Origin of the sequence: Magnetospira sp. QH-2, assembly GCF_000968135.1 — a bacterium.
GTDB lineage: Bacteria > Pseudomonadota > Alphaproteobacteria > Rhodospirillales > Magnetospiraceae > Magnetospira.
The window spans coordinates 606,964-626,794 of record NZ_FO538765.1 but is presented as its reverse complement, the minus strand read 5'-3'; the positions used below and the strand labels follow the sequence as shown (position 1 = coordinate 626,794).

Sequence of the window (19,831 nt, the reverse complement as noted above, 5' to 3'; positions counted from 1 at the left end):
ATACACCTAGGTATGAACGAAGCTGTAGTGACTGACGATTTTGGCGGCGAAGACTTTGCCGCCCTGCTGGAAGAAAGCCTGGGCGCCGAGCAGCGCCTGGATGGCCGCGTGGTCACCGCCACCGTTGTCGCCGTGGACAATGAAGCCGTGACTTTGGACGTGGGCCTCAAGTCCGAGGGCCGTGTTGCCCTCCGAGAATTCAAGGCGCCGGGCCAGGAACTGGAAATGGCCCCTGGCGACACCGTCGACGTCTTCGTCGAGCGTTATGAGGATCGCAACGGTCAGGTGGTTCTGAGCCGTGAGCGGGCCCGCCGCGAAGAAGCCTGGACCCAGCTCGAAAAGGCTTTCGAGGCCACCGAGCGCGTCAATGGCGTTATCTTCGGTCGCGTCAAGGGCGGCTTTACCGTCGATCTGAATGGCGCCGTGGCCTTCCTGCCGGGCAGCCAGGTGGACATCCGTCCGGTACGCGACATCGCCCCGCTGATGGGCAACCCGCAGCCGTTCCAGATCCTGAAAATGGATCGGGCCCGTGGCAATATCGTCGTGTCCCGCCGTGCGGTGCTCGAAGAGACCCGCGCCGAGGCTCGTTCGGAGCTGGTCGCCAACCTGCAAGAGGGTCAGGTTCTCGAGGGCATGGTCAAGAACATCACCGACTATGGTGCGTTCGTGGACCTGGGCGGCGTCGACGGCCTGTTGCACGTCACCGACATTGCCTGGAAGCGGATCAACCATCCGTCCGAAGCCTTGCAGATCGGCCAGACCGTCAATGTTCAGGTCATCCGCTTCAATCCGGACAACCAGCGCATCAGCCTGGGCATGAAGCAGCTGGAAGCCGATCCCTGGGATGGTGTTGACGCCAAATTCCCGGTGGATGCCCGCTTCAACGGCCGGGTCACCAACATCACCGATTACGGCGCCTTCGTGGAGCTGGAGCCCGGTGTCGAGGGCCTGGTGCACGTTTCCGAGATGTCCTGGACCAAGAAAAACATCCATCCGGGCAAGATCGTTTCCACCTCGCAGGAAGTGGAAGTGATGATTCTCGACGTGGATCCGCAGAAGCGGCGTATCAGCCTTGGTCTCAAGCAGTGCATGGACAATCCTTGGACGGCCTTCCTGGATTCCCATCCGGTCGGCGCCACCGTCGAAGGCGAGGTCAAGAACATCACCGAGTTCGGTCTGTTCGTCGGCCTGCCTGGCGAGATCGACGGCATGGTCCACATGTCCGACATCTCTTGGGAAGTCTCCGGCGAGCGCGCCATGGAGGACTTCAATCGCGGCGACATGGTCACCGCCAAGGTCCTCGACGTGGACGTGGACAAAGAGCGCATCAGCCTGGGCATCAAGCAGCTCGGCGATGATCCCTTTGCCGCCGGTATCAGCGGCCTGAAGAAGGGCGAAGTGACGACCTGCACCGTGACCCAGCTCACCGACGGCGGCATCGAAGTGGCCGTGGCCGAGGGCATGACCGGCTTTATCCGCAAGTCGGACCTGAGCCGGGATCGTTCCGAGCAGCGCCCCGAGCGTTTCGCGGTCGGCGAAAAGGTTGATGCCAAGATCACCAACATCGATGCCAAGAGCCGCAAGATCAGCCTGTCCATCAAGGCCCGCGAGATCCAGGAAGAAAAGGAAGCCGTGGAACAGTTCGGTTCCACCGACTCCGGCGCTTCCCTGGGCGATATCCTCGGCGCCGCCTTGAAGGAAAAGCAGTCCCAGGACGACTGATCTTTCCCTCTTCGCTGAAATCAGGCTAAATAACGACCGGCCGTCCCATGGGGCGGCCGGTTTGCCATTGGAGACCCCTGTTGATGAATTTGGATTCGGACGCCCTATTGCTGATCCGCCGATTGAAACGCCAGTTGACCGTTTGGCGCCTAGGGGGCGTGGCCCTGTTGGCCCTGTTGCTGATTGTGTTGCTGGCCGACGGGATCGAAGACGTGGGCGACGAAGAGGACACGGTGGCGCGGTTAACCATCACCGGCGTGATTCTCGATGACCCCTGGCGCAGCCGCACCTTGCGCAAGGTCATGGAAAAGGAGCACATCAAGGCGCTGCTGGTCCATATCGATAGCCCCGGCGGCACCGTGGTCGGTAGCGAATCCCTTTACCGGGTGCTGATGGACGTTGCCGAGGAAAAGCCGGTCGTGGCCATCATGGGACAGGTGGCGGCCTCGGGCGGCTACATGACGGCTTTGGGGACGGATCGAATCTATGCCCAGGCGGGAACCATTACCGGATCCATCGGGGTGATTCTCCAAACCACCGACATGACCGGCTTGATGGATATGATCGGACTGAAACCCGAATCCATCAAAAGCAGCCCTTTGAAGGCCCAGCCCAATCCGTTGGAACCCCTGACACCGGAAGCCCGCGCTGCCACCAAAGCGGTGGTTTTGGATATGTACGACATGTTCGTGGATATGGTGGCTGACCGGCGCAAGCTGGAAGACGACAAGGCCCGGACCTTGGCCGACGGACGGATCTATACCGGGCGGCAGGCCTTGGAAAACGGGCTGATTGACGCCCTTGGCGACGAGACCGATGCCCGGGATTGGCTGGCCGAGGAGCACGAAATTGATCTGGATTGGCCAGTGGCTGAGATCAAGATTGACCGCCCGAAAACCCGTTGGCAGAGGCTGATCGGAGAGACCATGGGAAAAGTCCTGTTTTCAGAGGAACTTACCCGTCGACTGTCACTTGACGGACTGCTCGCCCTCTGGCACCCTAGCCTTTAGCTCAGAAGGCTGCGGGAAGGACGGAGCATGACTAAATCCGAATTGATTGCACGGTTGGCGGAAGCCAATCCTCATCTTTTCCAGCGGGATGTGGAAAGGATTGTCACCACCATTTTCGATGAAATCGCGGCGGCTCTGGCCCGCGGGGACAGAGTGGAACTGCGTGGATTCGGCGCGTTTTCGGTCAAACGGCGGGATTCCCGGTTGGGACGCAATCCGCGTACCGGAGAATCCGTCGAGGTTCCGGCCAAATACATTCCGTTCTTCAAGACCGGCAAGCAGCTACGCGAAAAACTGAACACCCAATAGGCGCGGTCCGTTGAAGTACATCACCTGGCTCCTCACTCTCGCGGTCACCGCATTGGCCGTTGCCTTTGTTGCCTCCAATCCGGGCGATATCGCCATAGACCTATGGCCGTTGCCGTTCATGGGCGACGTCCCCCTGTATTATCTTCCCATGGGCGGATTGGTGCTGGGGTTTGTGGTCGGTACCTTCGTCGCCTGGTCTTCGGCTGGTACGACCCGCGCCAAGGCGCGGCATCGAGCCTGGCAGTTGGAAGACGCCAGCCGTCAGATGGCCATCGCCCGCAATAAGATCGCCAGCCTCGAAGGGGATCTGCGCAACAAGGAAGAGGAACTTTCCGACCTGCGCCGTGAGCAAAACCCCCATAATCATCTGGCCCTGGAGGGCCCCTCCTCCGATGCCGCGTGAGGCAGAGGTGACCCTTCCCCATCAACGCATTTTCGTTGCCATCGACACCACCGATCTGGACCGGGCGGCAGCCTTGGCGGAATCCCTGGTGGGATTGGTGGGCGGAGTCAAGCTGGGCAAGGAATTCCTCACCGCTCATGGGCCCCAGGGCGCCCGCCGGGTGGCCCAATGCGGCATGCCTTTGTTTCTGGATACCAAGTTCCACGACATTCCCAACACCGTTGCTGGTGCCCTGCGTGCCGCCTTGCCCCTGAAACCCCGGCTGATCAATGTTCATGCGGCGGGAGGCGCGGCGATGATGCGGGCCGCCGCCGATGCCGCCGCGGAAGCCGGAGACGACCGCCCACTGGTGCTGGCGGTGACCGTGCTCACATCGCTCGACGACGACGACCTGAAGGCTATTGGTGTCACAGGCGAAGTGGAATCTCAGGTGGTGCGCCTGGCCCGTCTGGCTCAGGATAACGGAATCGACGGTGTGGTCTGCTCGGCCAAGGAAGTGACCGCCCTGCGCGATGCCTGTGGCCCGAACTTCAAGCTGCTGACCCCCGGCATCCGGCCAGCCTGGTCCGCCACGGGCGACCAAAAGCGTATCGTCACCCCTGCCGAAGCGGTGCGACTGGGCTCGGACTATCTGGTCATAGGACGGCCCATCACCGGCGCCGACGATCCGGCGGATGCCGCTCGACGCATCGGCGAAGAACTGGCCGGGAACGCATAGGATCACCATCATGGGCGAGGCGGATTCTCCCGAAGACCCCATTGCGGCGCCGTCCCTTTCGACTCTCCTATCGTCCACAGCCACCCTGTTGGGCCACCACCGGCAGATGGTGAAGGCACTGATGGTCTTTGCCATCGTGGCCGGTCTGGCGCTGACCTGGCTGCTGCCCTTGTTGTTTTCCGGTGGCCTATTGATCCCGGCGGCCGGAGACATGCTCTACGGGTTGGGATTGATGCTGTTCTTCCATTTCAGCCTGCAAGCTTTCTCGGGCAAGAACATGCCAAGCGAGTGGGGCCTTGGCCGCTTTCTGGAGTTCCTGTTGGTGACCCTTGGCGTCGGCGTGATCGCCGCCTTTCCGCTTCAGGTGGTGCTGGTGATTCTGCAAACGGCGCCCTTTGGCGTTTCCCCGGTGAGCCATTGGGTTGCGGTGCCCGTCGCCGGCGCCATGGGGCTGCTGCTGTTGGCACGGCTTTGTCTGGCCCCGGTGCTGATCGCACGCGACGAACCGCCAGGGGCCCTTGACGCCTTGTACCTATCCTGGGAGAGGACCCGCCAGAGAGGATGGCTGCTTTCGGGTTGCCTCGCCTTGGCCTTGGGGGGCCCAGCCCTGTTGTTCGCGCTGCCCCATTGGCTGTGGTTGCGCCCGAACGGATTGCAACAACCGGAATTCCTGGCCGCCTTGCTTCCCACCCTGTGGCATGTCTCCAGCTTGATTTTACTGGCGGCGATCCTGACCGTGGCACGCCATGGCAAGACTTGACAGATCCCGCCGCGAGGCATGCACTGGAGGCTGGAAGGTCGACTCGAAAGATAGGAGTCCTCGTGCCCGTTGACGTCAAAATCTGTGGCTTGACCACGCCGGAAACGGTGACCTGCGCCGTCGAAGGCGGGGCGGCTCTGTGCGGGTTCGTGTTCTTTCCGCCCTCGCCGCGCAATTTGGAACCCGTGGCCGCCAAGCCATTGGTGAATCTGGTGCCCGACGGAATCACCCGGGTGGGCCTGCTGGTGGATGCCGATGATGCCTTCATCGACACCTTGCTCTCCCATGTGCGTTTGGACGTGTTGCAGCTTCACGGCAAGGAGACCGCCTATCGCGTCAAGGAAATCCGCGAGCGCTTCCGCCTACCGGTGATGAAGGCGGTTCCGGTTTCCAGAATCGAAGACCTGGCCATTGGCCGCATGTACGAGGGCTTCGTCGATCATCTGCTGTTCGACGCCCGCCCACCCCGTGGCGCCACCCGCCCCGGCGGCAACGCCCTGGCCTTCGACTGGAGCCTGCTGGCCAATAGCGATTGGAAGGTCCCCTGGCTGCTGGCCGGAGGCCTGAACGCCGACAATCTCGCCGAGGCGGTGCGTATCAGCGGCGCCACCACCCTCGACGTGTCCTCGGGCGTCGAGGACGCCCCGGGGGTCAAGAGCCCGCAGAAGATCCGCCAGTTTTTGGAATTGGCGCAAGAGGTGTGAGATTCGGGTCTGGCTGCGCGCACCCACCTACGCTATAACTCGCTGCTTCGAATGACGAGATGCGGACCCATGACCAAGCTTAATAGTTTTCGCACCGGCCCCGATGACGGCGGGCATTTCGGCATCCACGGCGGCCAGTTCGTCGCCGAGACCCTGATGCCGTTGATCAAGGAACTGGAACAGGCCTTCGAGGACTCCAAAACCGACGACGCCTTCAAGGCCGAACTGGGGGGCTATCTGAAGCATTACGTGGGGCGGCCGAGCCCGCTCTATTTCGCCAAGCGGATGAGCGAGCATCTGGGCGGCGCCAGGATCTATTTCAAGCGCGAGGACCTGAACCACACCGGCGCGCACAAGGTCAACAACTGCATGGGCCAGATTCTACTGGCCCGGCGCATGGGCAAGGGCCGCATCATCGCCGAAACCGGCGCCGGCATGCATGGGGTGGCCACGGCCACCGTCTGCGCCCTGTTCGATCTACCCTGCACCATCTACATGGGTTGCAAGGATATTGAACGCCAAGCCCCCAACGTCTATCGCATGAAGATGCTCGGCGCCACGGTGATCCCGGTGACCGCCGGGGCAGGCACCTTGAAAGACGCCATGAACGAGGCCATGCGCGACTGGGTAGCTAACGTGGAAAGCACCTACTACCTGATCGGCACGGTGGCGGGCATGCACCCTTTCCCCGAGATGGTACGCGACTTCCAATGCATCATTGGTGACGAGACCCGCGACCAGATCATGGAACTGGAAGGACGGCTGCCCGACAGCCTGGTTGCCTGTATCGGCGGCGGCTCCAACGCCATGGGCCTGTTCCATCCGTTCTTGGATGATGGTGACGTGCGCATTGTCGGCGTGGAAGCGGCCGGACATGGAATTGATACCGGCGAGCACGCGGCCAGCCTCAACGCGGGCAAGCCCGGGGTGCTGCATGGCAATCGCACTTATCTGTTGATGGACGACGATGGCCAGATCACCGAAGCCCATTCCATTTCCGCCGGGCTCGACTATCCGGGTATCGGTCCGGAACATGCCTGGTTACACGACATCGGGCGCGCCGAGTATGTGGCCATCACCGATGACGAGGCCCTGGAAGCTTTCCGCCTCTGCTCGCGCATGGAAGGCATCATTCCGGCATTGGAAAGCTCTCATGCCGTGGCCCAGGCGATGAAAATGGCCCCGGACCTGCCCGGCGACCATATCATGGTGATCAACATGAGCGGGCGCGGCGATAAGGATCTCAACACGGTCGCCGCCATCGATGGGGTGACCCTATGAGCATGAATCGTCCTGAAACCCGCCTAGCCCGTCGCTTTGCCGCCCTCAAACAGGAGAATCGCGCCGGACTGGTGGCCTTTGTCACCGCCGGAGACCCGGACCGGGAACGCTCCCAGGCCATCCTTGACGGTCTGCCGAAGGCCGGCGCCGATATCATCGAACTGGGCATGCCGTTTTCCGACCCCATGGCCGATGGTCCCGCCATCCAGGCCTCGTCGCAAAGGGCCTTGGCCTCGGGAATGACCCTGCGCGGCACCATCGATATGGTCCGATCGTTCAGGAATACCGACTCGGACACACCCATTGTGCTTATGGGCTACTTCAATCCCATTTATGTTTATGGCGTCGAGACCTTTTTGAAGGACGCCCGCGAGGCGGGGGTGGATGGCTTCATCGTCGTTGACCTGCCGCCCGAAGAAGAAAGGGAGTTCTGCGTCCCCTGTCTGGAGGCCGGTCTCAACTTCATTTACCTGACCACCCCGACCACCGATGACAAGCGCCTGCCGGCGGTGGTGGAGAAGGCTTCCGGCTTCGTCTATTATGTTTCCATCACCGGCATCACCGGCACCGCCTCGGCGGCGGCGTCGGACGTGGCGGCGGCGGTGGATCGTATCCGCGGTCATACGGATTTGCCGGTGGCCGTGGGTTTCGGCGTCAAGACCCCGCAGCAAGCCGCCGAGATCGCCCGTGTCGCCGATGCGGCGGTCGTGGGCTCGGCCTTGGTCGGTCGGGTGGTGGAGAACCTTGAAAGCGGCGACCCGGTGGCCGCTGTACTAGACCTGACGCGGGACTTGGCCAATGGCGTCCGGAACGCGAGGAACTGATCGATGAACTGGTTGACCAACTTTGTCCGACCGAAACTGCGCGAACTGGTTGGGCGCAAGGATATCCCGGAAAACCTGTGGCAGAGCTGCCCGTCCTGCGGACAGATGATCTTCCATCGGGATCTGGAGGCGAACCTGCGGGTCTGCCAGCATTGTGGCCATCACATGCGCATCGGCGTGCGCCAGCGGCTGGAAATTCTGTTCGACGGCGGCGAATACCAGGAAATCGAGGTTCCAGATACCCTGTCCGATCCCCTGAAGTTCAAGGACCTGAAGCGCTATTCCGACCGTTTGAAGGAGTATCAGGCCCGCACCGGCAGCCAGGACGCTCTGGTGGTCGCCCACGGCAAGATGGGCGGCATGAACGTGGTCATCGCTGCGTTCAATTTCGAATTCATGGGCGGCTCCATGGGTATCGGTGTGGGTGAAGCCCTGATCGCGGCCGGACGGTTGGCGGTGGTCCAGGACGCGGCCTTGATCGTGGTGCCCGCCTCGGGTGGCGCGCGCATGCAGGAAGGAATCCTGTCGCTGATGCAAATGGCCCGTACCACCCTGGCCGTCGACGAGGTCAAGGATGCCGGACTGCCCTATATCGTCCTGTTGACCGATCCGACCACCGGTGGGGTCTCCGCTTCCTTTGCCATGCTGGGCGACATCGCCGTTGCCGAGCCGGGCGCGGTGATCGGTTTTGCCGGTCGGCGGGTGATCGAGGAAACCATTCGCGAGCAACTGCCCGACGAGTTCCAGACCGCCGAGTACCTGATGGAACATGGCATGGTCGATATGGTGGTACGCCGCCATGATCTGCGCGAAACCCTGGTCCGGATCATTGGTCTGCTGCGTCATCCGGGGCCGTCGGCCACGGTTGTGCCGCTGATGATGGACGGCGAGGAAGGCGAGCCGGTGGTTGCCGATACGGATAATCCACCGACATCCAAAACGCCCCTGTTCGTCACCGATGCCGAATATACGGATCTGACTCCCGAGAGCGGTCCCGAGCATGACAAGTGACGCCGTCCTCGAGCGCCTGAACCACCTGCATCCGAAACTGATCGACCTCTCCCTGGACCGCGTTGTGGCCCTGTTGGAGCGCCTGGGCAACCCGCACCATGATTTGCCACCGGTGGTCCATGTGGCCGGGACCAACGGCAAGGGCTCTGTGATCGCCTTCATGCGGGCCATTTTGGAAGCAGCAGGCCTGCGGGTGCATGTTTATACTTCGCCCCACCTGATACGCTTTCATGAGCGGATCCGGGTTGCCGGGCAATTGATTGCGGAAGAAGAACTAAGGGCCTTGTTGGAAGAATGCGAGGCGGCCAACGGCGACAACCAAGTGACCTTCTTCGAGATCACCACCGCTGCGGCCTTTTTGGCCTTTTCGCGCACCCCCGCCGATGTGGTGTTGTTGGAGACCGGCCTGGGTGGACGGCTGGATGCCACCAACGTCATCAATGAGCCCGCGCTGACCGTGCTCACGCCCATTTCCATGGACCATGAATCGTTTCTCGGCCACACCATCGGCGAGATCGTCGAAGAGAAAATGGGCATTCTCAAGCCCGGTGTGCCTTGTGTTTGCGCCAAGCTGCCGAGGGGATTGAGGGGGGCCGCCGGGTCGCTCGGTATCAGCAAGGGCATGCAGGAGCAATGCCGGGAGATGGGCATTTCCTTGATCATGGAAGGCGAGCAATGGGGCTGCCATACCGTCGGCGAGGAGATGATCTATAAGGTCGACACCTTCCAGATGCGCCTGCCCCAACCGGGATTGGCTGGGGCCCACCAGGTGCGCAACGCGGCCCAGGCCGTGGCGGCGGTGGAAGTCCTGCAACGACGGCTAAACCTGACCATTCCCGAAGGAGCCTTTGGCCTGGGCATGAAAACCGTGGACTGGCCGGGACGGCTGGAGCGCCTGAAGCCCGGCGCGCTTTCCCGTATACTGCCCGATGAATGGGAGCTCTGGGTCGATGGTGGCCATAACCCATCGGCAGCCAAGGCCCTGGCCGGACAGATCCGGCATTGGCGGGACAAACCCCTCTACTTGGTGCTGGGTATGATGGCTGGCAAAGATACGGACGGTTTTTTGAAGAATCTCAAAGGACGCTCGCGGGTCTTGCGTTGTGTGACTATTCCCGGCGAGGACCATGCCTTACCCGCCGAGACCCTGGCCGAGTTGGCCAACGCTCAACTTCTGGAGGCCGAGACCGCCTCATCGGTCGCCGAAGCCTTGACCAGCTTGACCGCGTCCCAGCCCGGCCCGGCCCGGATATTGATATGCGGCTCGTTATACTTGGCCGGACAGGTGTTGGCCGCCAACGGGTAGGGCCTATTCCGCGGCGGCACTCATTGGCTGATGGGGCTCGCTGGTCTCAATATTGAAGGCCACGGCCAACTTCCGCGCGGCCTCGTCCAGCTTTTTCATATCTTCTGGATCCCGCTTTTCGCTGCCAAGGCGTTTGACCAGGCCGTGCAGGGTGGCGCAAAGCCCATTGACCTCTTCATAGGGCGTGTTGCTCAGATGACGCCCCATTTCGAGGATGATCAGCCCCATTTGCCGCAGGCGGTTGACCAGCAGGTCATGGGCCTCGGGCTGTTGGAACATGGGCCGCAGGATCTTGATCATCTGCAAGATGCGCGCGGCCTGACATTCCACACGTCTGGTACGAAGGTGGCTCACCATGTCAGAGATCTGTTCGTCGATGGATTCCCCGTCATAGGTCCCGCGCACCTTTTCGCCAAAGGTGTTGGGTACGGCAATCTGTTCAATACTCACGCCCGGGCGCTGCCGATTGCGCCGTTCGGGCCCGAGATATTCGCTGGTGACGACGAAAGGTCGCCGCGCCTCCACCTGAATGGACAGGCGATCAAGCAGCACCTTGGGGGACACGGGGTGTGCGACCAGATCATCAACCCCTGCATTGACCCAGGCCATGACCTCTTCGGAGGACGGGTTGGCCATCAAAGCCAGAACCACCGCATAGGGATTGGAGGACAACGCCGCCAGACGCAATTTTTTGACCATATGAGTTGCTTCACTCATGGATTCGGCGATCCCGGCGTCCACGATGATCAGGTCTGGAGACATTGTTTTCAGTTGGGTTTCGGTGGTTTCCACATCCCAGGATTCCTGGATGGCTCCCATTCCTTCACGGCTCAGGACCGCATGTACCATGCGCCGCATCTCGGCATTGCCCATGGCCAGCAGGCAGCAGACCTTTTCCATATCAATGCCTTGCCCTTGCTGAATTCCCATCCAGGAGATCCCCTCGCCGCCAGCGACGGTGATCCGGGTGCCGAGTTCGTTGTTCGGTCGTTTCTGGATCATTGGGGGCCCCCTTTCAGGCTTACCGTTTCGATATCAAAATGATATCACATGGCTGGAAGGAGACAGTGATAGGGATCACAGAGGCGGCGAAAATCGTTACATAGCCAAGAAAAAACCCCGCCGAAGGGGCGGGGTTTTTTCTTGGGATAAAATGGGGGTCAAAGGTTGGATTCGACCCATTCGAAAAGCTTGCCCTTGGGCAGGGCACCGATCTTTGTGGCCGCCACCTCGCCGCCCTTGAAAAGCATCAAGGTGGGAATACCACGCACACCGTACTTGGCTGGGACCGAGGGGTTTTCATCAATATTCAGCTTGGCAACGATGACTTTCTCGCCCAATTCGGTGTCCAGTTCCTCGAGCGCCGGGGCGATCTGCTTACAGGGACCGCACCACTCAGCCCAGAAATCCACCAGAACGGGGGTACCGGATTTCAACACATCGGCATCGAACGAGGTATCGGTGACTTGTTTGGTCATGCGTTTCTTCCATCCATCGACAAGAGGTCCGGTGCGGCCCGGAGAGTCGCACAAAAGAATCTGGTGCGAATCTAGGCAGCCGGACCCTCCCCGTCAAGGTGCGTAACGGCATATCAGGTCTTCGGGCAATGCCATCATGGTTGGCCCGTCGGTCCACAGCAGGATGGCATGGACCGGACGATCGCCATAGATCTCGCGCAACAACGCGCGGTAGGCCGCCATTTGCCGCAGATAGAGAGGGGCCACATCCTCCGCGCGGGTCGGCGGAGGGCGATTGGATTTGAAATCCACCAGCCATACGGCCTCCTCGGTGACCAGCAACCGGTCCACCTGGGCGGAGATCGCCCGCCCGCCTATCAGTCCGGCCAAGGGCACCTCGGCCCGACTTCCCGGCCCAAAAAGGGCGGCATGATCCGGATGGTCCAGAACCGATAGGGTTTCATCAATAATCTCGCGGCATTCTTCCTCGCTCAGGTGTCGCGCCGCGCCGGAGAGAAACCGCCGGGCCGCCGCGTCGCGCGCCTGCGGATCCAGATCCGGGAGCGCCTGCAACAGCCGGTGGATCAGACGCCCGCGCCGGAAACGGATGCCACCGTCGCGGCCCAGGGGGGCGCGCACCGGCGGTTCTTCGTCATCGGGACGCGATGGGATCAACGGACGCGGTGGGTCTGGTTCATCAGGCGGCGGTGCTTCCGCCCAGTCGGGCAGGGGCAGAGGCGGCAAAACGGCGGATCCGGTTTCCCTGGCATCAACGATGGCGGTCTGTGGCGAACTCAAGCGCAAGACTTCCGCCGATTCGGTTTCCGGCGCCTGGGCCAGGAAGCGGTCTTCAAGCGCCGTGGCGACACCGTCCAAACCGTCGCGGACCAGATTGTACCAACAGGTTTCCGGCGCCCGATTCTTGGTTTCCCAGCCGCAGACATAGAGCCGATCTTCGGCCCGAGTCAGGGCCACATAGAGCAATCGCCGATACTCGGCATCACGGGCCGCGGCCACCCGATCGCGTTCTCGATCACAGACCGCATCGCTAGAGGCCTTGGACGGGGCCCACAACAGCAGTTGCGACTCCCCTTCGCCCGGCCAGAGCAGGGCCGGTGTCTTGGCGGGCACCTGCAAGGTATCGGGCAGGAACACGATGGGGGCCTGCAAACCCTTGGCGCCATGAACGGTCATCACCCGGACCGACTGGCCATCGCCATTTTCCAGATCGCGCTTGATCTCCGTGTCCCCGGCCCGCAGCCAAGCCAGAAATCCTTGTAGCGACGCCACATGATCCCGCTCGAACGATGCGGCTTGGGACAGAAACTCGTTGATCGGGTCGTCGGCTTCCCTGCCCAGTCGTGCCAGCAGCTTCTTGCGCCCCCCCAACGGGCCGAGCACATGGGCAAACAGTTCAAAGGGCGGCGTAAAATCGGCTCTGGCCAACAGGCCGGTCAAAAGCTCGTGCGCAACGCTGAAGCTGGGGCGTTCCGTCGCCCGTCGGCGCAGTTCCGCCCACAGGCTGCCGGGGCGATCATGGGCCAGGTCGAACAGGTCTTCCTCGCTCAGGCCACCCAGCGGGCCTTTGAGCACCGTCGCCAATGTCAGGTCATCATCGGGCAGCAGCAGGAAATCGCCCAGGGCGGTCAGGTCCATCACCGCCATTTGATCGGTCAGCACCATGCGGTCCACACCGGCCACCGGCACGTCGAGGCGCTTTAACTCGCGCACCAGATCTTCCACGAAGGCCCCGCGTCGCCGGACCAGCACCAGAATATCTCCGGCATGAATAGGGCGTGCCTGGGATTCCAGAACCTCACCATGGATCATTGTATCGATACGCCGGGCCACCAGCCGGGCCAGACGGGAACGCGGCGTCCCACCGGTGGTGCGTTCCAATGGCGGTTTCCAGGCGGTGGGCGGATCTTCCTCCCGCGGGGTCACCGGTGGCCAAAGCTCCACCAGTCCACCCGCGTCTTCACGGAAAGCTTCGTGATGCACGGCGATGTCTTCGGGCGCGACCCCGGCCCGCGCCGTCGGGCGGGAAAAGATGGCATCCACCGCTGCCAGCACCGCCCGGGTGGAGCGAAACGATACGGTCAGGTCCACCTCCCGCCATTCCTGTCCGGCATCGGGAACGGTGCGGCGGAACAACGCCCGCATGCGTTCAAAGCCTTTCGGGTCGGCCCGTTGGAAGCTGTAGATGGATTGCTTGGCATCACCGACGGCAAATACCGTGCGCCGACCATCCCGGCCGCCGTCTCCGGCAAAAAACTCATCGGTTAATGCCTCAACCACCTGCCATTGCTCCGGGTTGGTGTCCTGCGCCTCGTCGATGAGCATATGGTCCAGGCCACCGTCCAGCTTGAACAATACCCAGGGCGCCACACCGGGCCGACGCAATAGGTCGCGGGTCATCAGAATCAGGTCGTCATAATCCAGCAACGCCCGGCGTTCTTTCAGCCTGCCGTAGAAATCGAGCAAGGCCGATCCAATGCGCAGCAAAGCAGCGGTGGCTTGCGCCACCCCGGCAGCCTTCATGCGACCATCCAGTTGGAAAATCCGCTCGGCCTCGGTCATCAAGATCATGTCGATGCCGGGGGCGGCCTTGATGGCCGACTGGGTGACGATGCTCTTTTGAGCCTTCAGTTGATCTTTCTGAGTCAGGAACAGGCCACGATAGGCCGAAAAAGCCCGTACCCGATCATCGTGTCTCCGGGCCAGCCAATCGCCCAGGGTGCGCGCCCGATCCGCATCGGTTTTTGACCCTTTGGTCAATCCTTCCACGGCAAGCCGCAATCCTAGCAGATCCAAGGCCTCATCCTGGCAGGCATCGGCAATCAGAGACTCGGGGGTTTCGCCTTCCCTTAGGTCGAGCGCGGCGCGAAGGGCCCCATTGACCTGTTCCAGGTCATTGCCGTGGCGGTCCAGCAACTGGCGCAAGCGGCCCCGCTCCGAGGCCAGGGCCCCCATCAACTCGGGGAACAAGGTTTCATGCACCCGCGCGGTGATGAGCGAAAGGGCCTCGCTCAAGGTTTCGTCCCCTCCGGCTCGGGCTCGGGCCAGCACGGCCTCGCGGGCGGCCAGCAGCAGTTCCGCCGCCGTGCGGTCGTCCATGACGGTAAAATGGGGCGCCAGTCCGGCCTCGATGGGAAATCGGCGCAACACGGATTGGCAGAAGGCATGCAGGGTCTCGATGCGCATACCGCCGGGCACGTCGAGCACCAGAGCGAACAACCGCCGGGCCCGGACGCGTTCCCCCATTGATGGCGCGCGACCCAGCAGCTTGGCCAAATCTTTCTCCAGGCTTTCCTCGTCGGCGCGGGTCCAAAGGCCCAGTTTCTCCGCTACTCGGGTGGCCATCTCGGCGGCGGCGGCCTTGGTGAAGGTCAGGCAGAGGATCTTGTGGGGCGCCGTGCCGGTCAGCAGCAGGTTGAGCACCCGATCAGTGAGCACCTTGGTTTTGCCGGTGCCCGCCGAGGCGGCGACCCAGACAGACGCGCCAGGATCGGCGGCTTGTCCCTGGGCGATATTGGGGTCGGCGACGCTCATTCCCCATCCCCTACGTCGCTGGTGGCCCATTCCCGACGGCGGGCCAGATGTTCATAGTCGCTATAACGCGGTGCCACGTCGGGCCGGGGAATGGACGGATAGGCCGCCTCGGGGAACTGATAAGTGCCCACCAGCTTGTGTAGACCTTCGAGAGCCTCTTGGATGAGTCCAGCGGGCTCCTTGCCCGCGGCCTGGGTTTTGCCGCCTTCCTTTGCCGAGCCGCGCAGGGCCCAGTATTCCAGCGCCGACACCGTTCCCTTGCCGGGAAAGCCGCCCGCCTGAGCGATGGCGCCTTCGAGGGGCAGTTGCGGGGCGAATCCGGCGGCCACTTCCTTTTGACTGGGCACGGTGCCGGTCTTGTAGTCGATCAAGGCAAGGCTCCCGTCGGCCAATTGATCCAAACGGTCGGCGGTGGCGGTCAGGGTGAAGGGGTATACCGGGCCGTTTACCACCAAGGTTCCTTTGATTTCCGTATGGGAAACCTGCAACCCGGCATCCCGGCGGGCCTGTTCGGCTGTGACGAACCAGGCGGCGATGCGCTGAAACCGAGGCCACCAGAAGGCCCAGACGCCGGGCCGGTTCATGTGACTGCCGAAAGCCTCCCGGCCCAGGTCCAACAGATGTGCCTCGGCCTCCTCGGGCAGCGATCCAGGCGGAGGGAATCGACGGATAAAGGCATCCAGGGCCCCATGGATGAAGGTGCCGTAGTCGGCCATGCCCGGATCGGCGTCGAGCGGGTCCAGGGCGCGCAGCTTGAGAATATGGCGGGCGTAAACCGCATAGGGGTCGCGCATCCAGGTTTCCACCTGGGTCACCGACAATTGACGCGGTCTCGCCGAGACCGGCGGCTTGGGCGCCGGAGGTTCGCCGGGGCTGAAGGCGGCGGGCTCATCCAGTTTGGCCTGCCAGTGCAGCCAGTCCAACCCGCCATGCAGCACCGATTCGCCTTCGCCGCCGCCGAGCAGGGTTTCCAGACGCAGCAGCCAGCGCGAAGGTACCGTTGGGGTGCCGTCCACCCGCTGGCTGCGGGTGAGCACCACCCGGGCGGCGCAAAAGCATTGCACGAAATCGTGGGCCGACAGGCCAATGCGCCGCTCCGGCAGGGGCAGTCCGAATCGTTCCATCATAGGACGGCTCATCCAGGGGTTGGCCTGGGTCTCGGGGGGCCAGTCCCCCTCGTTCAGTCCCCCGACGATCAGCAGGTCGGCCCGTTGCAGCCGGGCTTCCAACGGACCGAGAATGGCCAGTCTCGGATGCTGCCCCCGTTGCGGGCGCACCACCCGTCCAGCCATCAGCACATCCAACAGCGCCGGATAGCGGTTGGCGGCCAAGGGTTCAAGCACATCCGCCGCCTGATCCAGATCGGCGACAAAATCTGCCAGGGCGGCACCCGCTTCTCCCGCCCATAGACGGTCGGCACCGGGTTGTTCGTCGGTCGCGGCCAGGGCCTCGGCCAGGGCCACATGGGCGCGCAATAAATTGGACAGGGAATGAGCACCGCCATCAAACAGGCTACTGAAGGAATGCCCGTTTTTTTCCATATGGTCAATAACGAGAGCCGACTCGGGGCAGGCCGCGCGCAGCCCCGCCAACCCGCCTTCGGGTCGGGGGCCCCGCAGGCCCTCGCGCTCCATGCGTCGCACCGATTGGCGGAACGCTCCGACTGACTGATTTCCAGCGGCCAGCGGGTGCTTGAGTGCCGCCAACAAGGCCACCGGCGCAAAGTCCTCGGCCACCATTCGGGCGGTGAGGCGCAGAAAACCGCCGGGCGCCGTCTGATCCAGCGGCAACCCCGCCGAATCGTCGATCTCCACCCCCCAGCGCCGCAGTTCGGCGGCCACCCGCCGGGCCAAGGCACGGTCGGGGGTGACCAGGGCGGCGGTCTGCCCCGTTTCCACGGCCTCCAGACTTTCACGCAGATGCAAGGCGATGATCGCGGCTTCTTCCTTGGGTGTTGGGCAGTCGATGCGCCGAACACCGTCCAGAAGCCTGGAATCCGGCGGTGTCACGTCGCGCCAGGCCTCGGTGGTGGTCGCGGGACGCAGGGCCTCATGGATCAATCCCTGGCGATCGGGAGTGGCATGCTGGGGTGTGGCTTCGTGTTGTGGCCAGTCGGCCACCGCTGCCCGCTCCAGGCCCAATCGGTCCAGAAGCTTCTTCAGCCCATACTGGGGATGGGGGGGATCAAGGGCGGCCCAGGTCGGCTCATCCAGTGTGCGATCCAAACCCGGCAGAACCACCAACCCCTTGTCCATGGCGGCCACATGGGCCAGCAGGTCCGCCGTGGCCGGGACGGACCCGGTGGTGCCGGCGGCGATCACCGGTCCAGCCGGAGGGTGGTCAGTCCAGGTTGTCAATTGCGCCGCCATCAAGCGATTGCGACGGTCGGCGGGGTCCAATGTTCCCTCGGCCTCCAGCACCGAAGGCCATGTTTTGGTCAGTATGGATAAAAACGTGAGAGTCTGTTGCCAATGGACGGCGAACTCGTCGGGCACCAGAGACTCCAATCGAGCGAAATCCAACCGTTCGGTCTGTACCTGATCGAGCAACCGCGCCAGTTCGGCGGCCAACCGTGCCGACCGGTCCGGCGCTGCCTCCGGCCCTTCAAGTCCCTGAACGAGGCGCGTCAACAACAGCAGTCGTCGCAACGGATCAATGGCGGGTGGCAGATCGGCCATGGCGGGGCCCAAGGACTCGCCATCGTCTCCCAGGGCCAACTCATCGGCATCCACATCCCCCAAGGGGCGCAGCCGGGGCAATAGCAACGGACGTCCTCCGGCCTGACGCAGGAAGGCATCGCGCAGGGCACGGCAGGCGCGGCGCGTGGGGAGCAGAACCAGACTGTCGGCGAGGATAGCCGGGTCGCCATCGGTTTGATGCAACAATCCAGCGGCCAGGGCATCGACGAACGGGCGCCCGGCGCCGATGGTCAGGACGCGGGAGGGCGCCTCGCTCACCGGCGGCGGCTTTCAGGGAAGCGCTGCCCCATGAAGACTTCCACTTCGTTCAGGGCATCGGGAGTGCCCACATGGAACCATTCTCCGTCATGAACGATCCCGAAGGCCCGCCCGGATTCGATGGCCCGGTCATATAGCAGGTTGAGGGAAAAAGGCCCCTCGGGAACATTGCTGAACAGACGCGGGTGGAGGATTTGCACCCCGGTGAACAGGAAAGGCGCCACTTCACCTTCCGGGCGCCTCTCCAACCGACCCACGGGATCGACCAGAAAATCGCCGACTCCGTCATAGCCGAAGGCATGGGCCGACAGATGCACCAGCAGCAAGGCATCCATGTTGTCGGGGTCCCAGACTTCGCCCATGCGGGCCAAGGCCGGTATGGGTCCATTGAGCAGCAAGGTATCGGAATTGGCGACGAAAAAGCCGCTCCCCGATCCGTCATCCAGATAAGGCAGGGCCTTGGCCACGCCACCGCCGGTCTCCAGCAATTGGCCGCGCTCGTCGGACAGAGTGACAGCCAGGTCATCGCGGCCGGCCATATGCGATTCCACCTGTTCCGGCAGATAATGCATATTCACCACAACGTTGCCGACCCCGCCTTCGATCATCCGGTCAATGGCGTGATCGAGCATGGTCCGCCCGGCGACCCGCACCAAAGGCTTCGGAAGAGTCTCGGTGATTGGTCGCATGCGCAGGCCCAATCCGGCGGCCAGAACCATGCCGTGGGATAGGGGTTTCATGGTGTCGCGTGCGGACATGGGGGAATCCCTCTTTGGCTCGGCGGAATATGAGTATCCACCCATTGGGCGACCGGGGCCAGAGCCGGATGCTCCAGCGCCGCTTCCAATAGCCGCCAGACCCTTGGAATATGGGATAGATAGACCGGCTTGCCGTCGCGCACACAGAGTCGGGTGAAGATACCGATAACCTTGGCATGGCGCTGGGCGGCGAGAATGGTGAAGGCGGTCTCGAAGGCCGCCCGGTCAAGCGCCGGGAAGGCGGCTCCATAGCGATTCAGCATGCGTTGTTTAAGGTCGGGGGCGATGTCCCGCCGGGCGTCCTCCAACAAGGACATCACGTCATACGCCGGGGGGCCGGCCAGGGCATCTTGAAAATCCAACAGGCCACAGGCGGCCACCCCGTCGCGATCCGGCAATTGCAGCAGGTTATCCACATGATAGTCGCGCAGCACCAATGTGTCGGGCTGTAGGCGGACCCGGGGCAGGACTTTCATCCAAGCTTTTCGGTAGGAGTCCCGAAGGCTGTCCGATGGTGCCGTGCCCTGTTGTGCGGCACTGTACCAGTCGGGCAACAACAACGCCTCGGTCATCAACGTCTCGTCGTCATAAGGCGGCAGGCCGTCAAACAGGCTCTCGGTGGGCGCATGGCGGTGCAGGGCAATGAGCAGGTCCACCGCCAGGGCATAGAGTGCTTCCTCGTCGCCCCCCCTGGCCAGTAGCCGGGTATAGGTATCATCGCCCAGATCTTCGAGCAGCAGCAGGCCGTGATCCGCCTCTTCGGCGAAGATTTCCGGGGCCGAGAGTCCCAGGCCGGTCAGATGCCTTGCCACCCGTAGAAACGGCCGCACATCCTCCTTGTCCGGAGGCGCATCCATGAGCACCGCGCGGCGCTCGCCCAGGGTCACACGATCATAGCGGCGGAACGAGGCGTCATCGGCCAGCGGGCGCCGATCGGCATCGTGCCAACCGGCACGGTCGAGGAACTGCGTAATGGTCTGATCTCTGGTCACCGGCTCCCCGCTCTTGTACCGCCTTCGTGAACCGTTTGTACCCAGCCCAAGCCCAGGGGGCAACGCC

At 62.8% G+C, this 19,831-nt stretch carries 17 protein-coding genes; 11 read left to right on the top strand and 6 right to left on the bottom strand.

What is annotated here, in order from left to right:
- Positions 1–12 precede the first annotated feature (12 nt).
- The 11 genes from rpsA (at position 13) to MGMAQ_RS03015 (ending at position 10,048) form a co-directional block, all read left to right on the top strand.
- Positions 13–1,722, top strand: a complete 1,710-nt coding sequence (gene rpsA / locus MGMAQ_RS03065) for a 30S ribosomal protein S1 (protein ID WP_046020382.1) — start codon at positions 13–15, stop codon at positions 1,720–1,722.
- An 83-nt stretch (positions 1,723–1,805) separates the two neighbouring features.
- Entirely contained in the window at positions 1,806–2,732 is a 927-nt protein-coding gene (sppA, locus tag MGMAQ_RS03060) for a signal peptide peptidase SppA (RefSeq protein WP_046020381.1), read from the top strand.
- Positions 2,733–2,759: 27 nt separating this feature from the next.
- The gene (gene ihfB, locus MGMAQ_RS03055) at positions 2,760–3,041 is read left to right on the top strand and encodes an integration host factor subunit beta (RefSeq protein WP_046020380.1); all 282 of its coding nucleotides are present in this window, start codon (positions 2,760–2,762) and stop codon (positions 3,039–3,041) included.
- A gap of 10 nt (positions 3,042–3,051) precedes the next feature.
- Complete coding sequence (locus MGMAQ_RS03050) at positions 3,052–3,444, top strand: hypothetical protein (RefSeq protein WP_046020379.1); 393 nt, start codon at positions 3,052–3,054, stop codon at positions 3,442–3,444.
- On the top strand, positions 3,434–4,162 hold the full coding sequence (gene pyrF, locus MGMAQ_RS03045) for an orotidine-5'-phosphate decarboxylase (protein ID WP_046020378.1): 729 nt from the start codon (positions 3,434–3,436) through the stop codon (positions 4,160–4,162). Before MGMAQ_RS03050 ends, pyrF begins: the two co-directional genes overlap by 11 nt.
- Before the next feature lie 10 nt (positions 4,163–4,172).
- Positions 4,173–4,922 carry a hypothetical protein gene (locus MGMAQ_RS21335; protein WP_046020377.1) on the top strand — a complete coding sequence of 250 codons (750 nt, stop codon included), beginning with the start codon at positions 4,173–4,175 and terminating at the stop codon, positions 4,920–4,922.
- 62 nt (positions 4,923–4,984) lie between these two features.
- Positions 4,985–5,626, top strand: a complete 642-nt coding sequence (locus tag MGMAQ_RS03035) for a phosphoribosylanthranilate isomerase (RefSeq protein ID WP_046020376.1) — start codon at positions 4,985–4,987, stop codon at positions 5,624–5,626.
- Between the two features lie 69 nt (positions 5,627–5,695).
- Positions 5,696–6,907, top strand: a complete 1,212-nt coding sequence (gene trpB / locus MGMAQ_RS03030) for a tryptophan synthase subunit beta (protein WP_046020375.1) — start codon at positions 5,696–5,698, stop codon at positions 6,905–6,907.
- Positions 6,908–6,909: 2 nt separating this feature from the next.
- Complete coding sequence (gene trpA, locus MGMAQ_RS03025; RefSeq protein ID WP_371258404.1) at positions 6,910–7,731, top strand: tryptophan synthase subunit alpha; 822 nt, start codon at positions 6,910–6,912, stop codon at positions 7,729–7,731.
- A gap of 3 nt (positions 7,732–7,734) precedes the next feature.
- Complete coding sequence (gene accD, locus MGMAQ_RS03020; protein ID WP_082085237.1) at positions 7,735–8,742, top strand: acetyl-CoA carboxylase, carboxyltransferase subunit beta; 1,008 nt, start codon at positions 7,735–7,737, stop codon at positions 8,740–8,742.
- Positions 8,732–10,048, top strand: coding sequence for a folylpolyglutamate synthase/dihydrofolate synthase family protein (locus tag MGMAQ_RS03015; protein ID WP_046020373.1), 1,317 nt, complete (start codon positions 8,732–8,734; stop codon positions 10,046–10,048). Before accD ends, MGMAQ_RS03015 begins: the two co-directional genes overlap by 11 nt.
- A 3-nt stretch (positions 10,049–10,051) precedes the next feature.
- Here the strand turns inward: MGMAQ_RS03015 and MGMAQ_RS19215 are convergent, their stop codons facing one another.
- The 6 genes from MGMAQ_RS19215 to MGMAQ_RS02985 form a co-directional block, all read right to left on the bottom strand.
- Positions 10,052–11,050 (bottom strand): response regulator transcription factor, encoded by a 999-nt coding sequence (locus MGMAQ_RS19215; protein ID WP_052716077.1) that lies wholly within the window; start codon positions 11,048–11,050, stop codon positions 10,052–10,054.
- 158 nt (positions 11,051–11,208) lie between these two features.
- Positions 11,209–11,526, bottom strand: coding sequence for a thioredoxin TrxA (trxA, locus tag MGMAQ_RS03005; RefSeq protein ID WP_046020372.1), 318 nt, complete (start codon positions 11,524–11,526; stop codon positions 11,209–11,211).
- 93 nt (positions 11,527–11,619) lie between these two features.
- Positions 11,620–15,057: a double-strand break repair helicase AddA gene (gene addA / locus MGMAQ_RS03000; RefSeq protein WP_046020371.1), complete on the bottom strand. Its 3,438-nt coding sequence runs from the start codon at positions 15,055–15,057 to the stop codon at positions 11,620–11,622.
- Positions 15,054–18,014, bottom strand: coding sequence for a double-strand break repair protein AddB (addB, locus tag MGMAQ_RS02995; protein ID WP_046020370.1), 2,961 nt, complete (start codon positions 18,012–18,014; stop codon positions 15,054–15,056). Before addB ends, addA begins: the two co-directional genes overlap by 4 nt.
- Entirely contained in the window at positions 18,011–18,772 is a 762-nt protein-coding gene (locus MGMAQ_RS02990; RefSeq protein WP_046020369.1) for a nucleotidyltransferase family protein, read from the bottom strand. The genes addB and MGMAQ_RS02990 overlap by 4 nt, the downstream gene beginning before the upstream one ends.
- The gene (locus MGMAQ_RS02985) at positions 18,751–19,764 is read right to left on the bottom strand and encodes an aminoglycoside phosphotransferase family protein (protein ID WP_046020368.1); all 1,014 of its coding nucleotides are present in this window, start codon (positions 19,762–19,764) and stop codon (positions 18,751–18,753) included. The genes MGMAQ_RS02990 and MGMAQ_RS02985 overlap by 22 nt, the downstream gene beginning before the upstream one ends.
- Positions 19,765–19,831 lie beyond the last annotated feature (67 nt).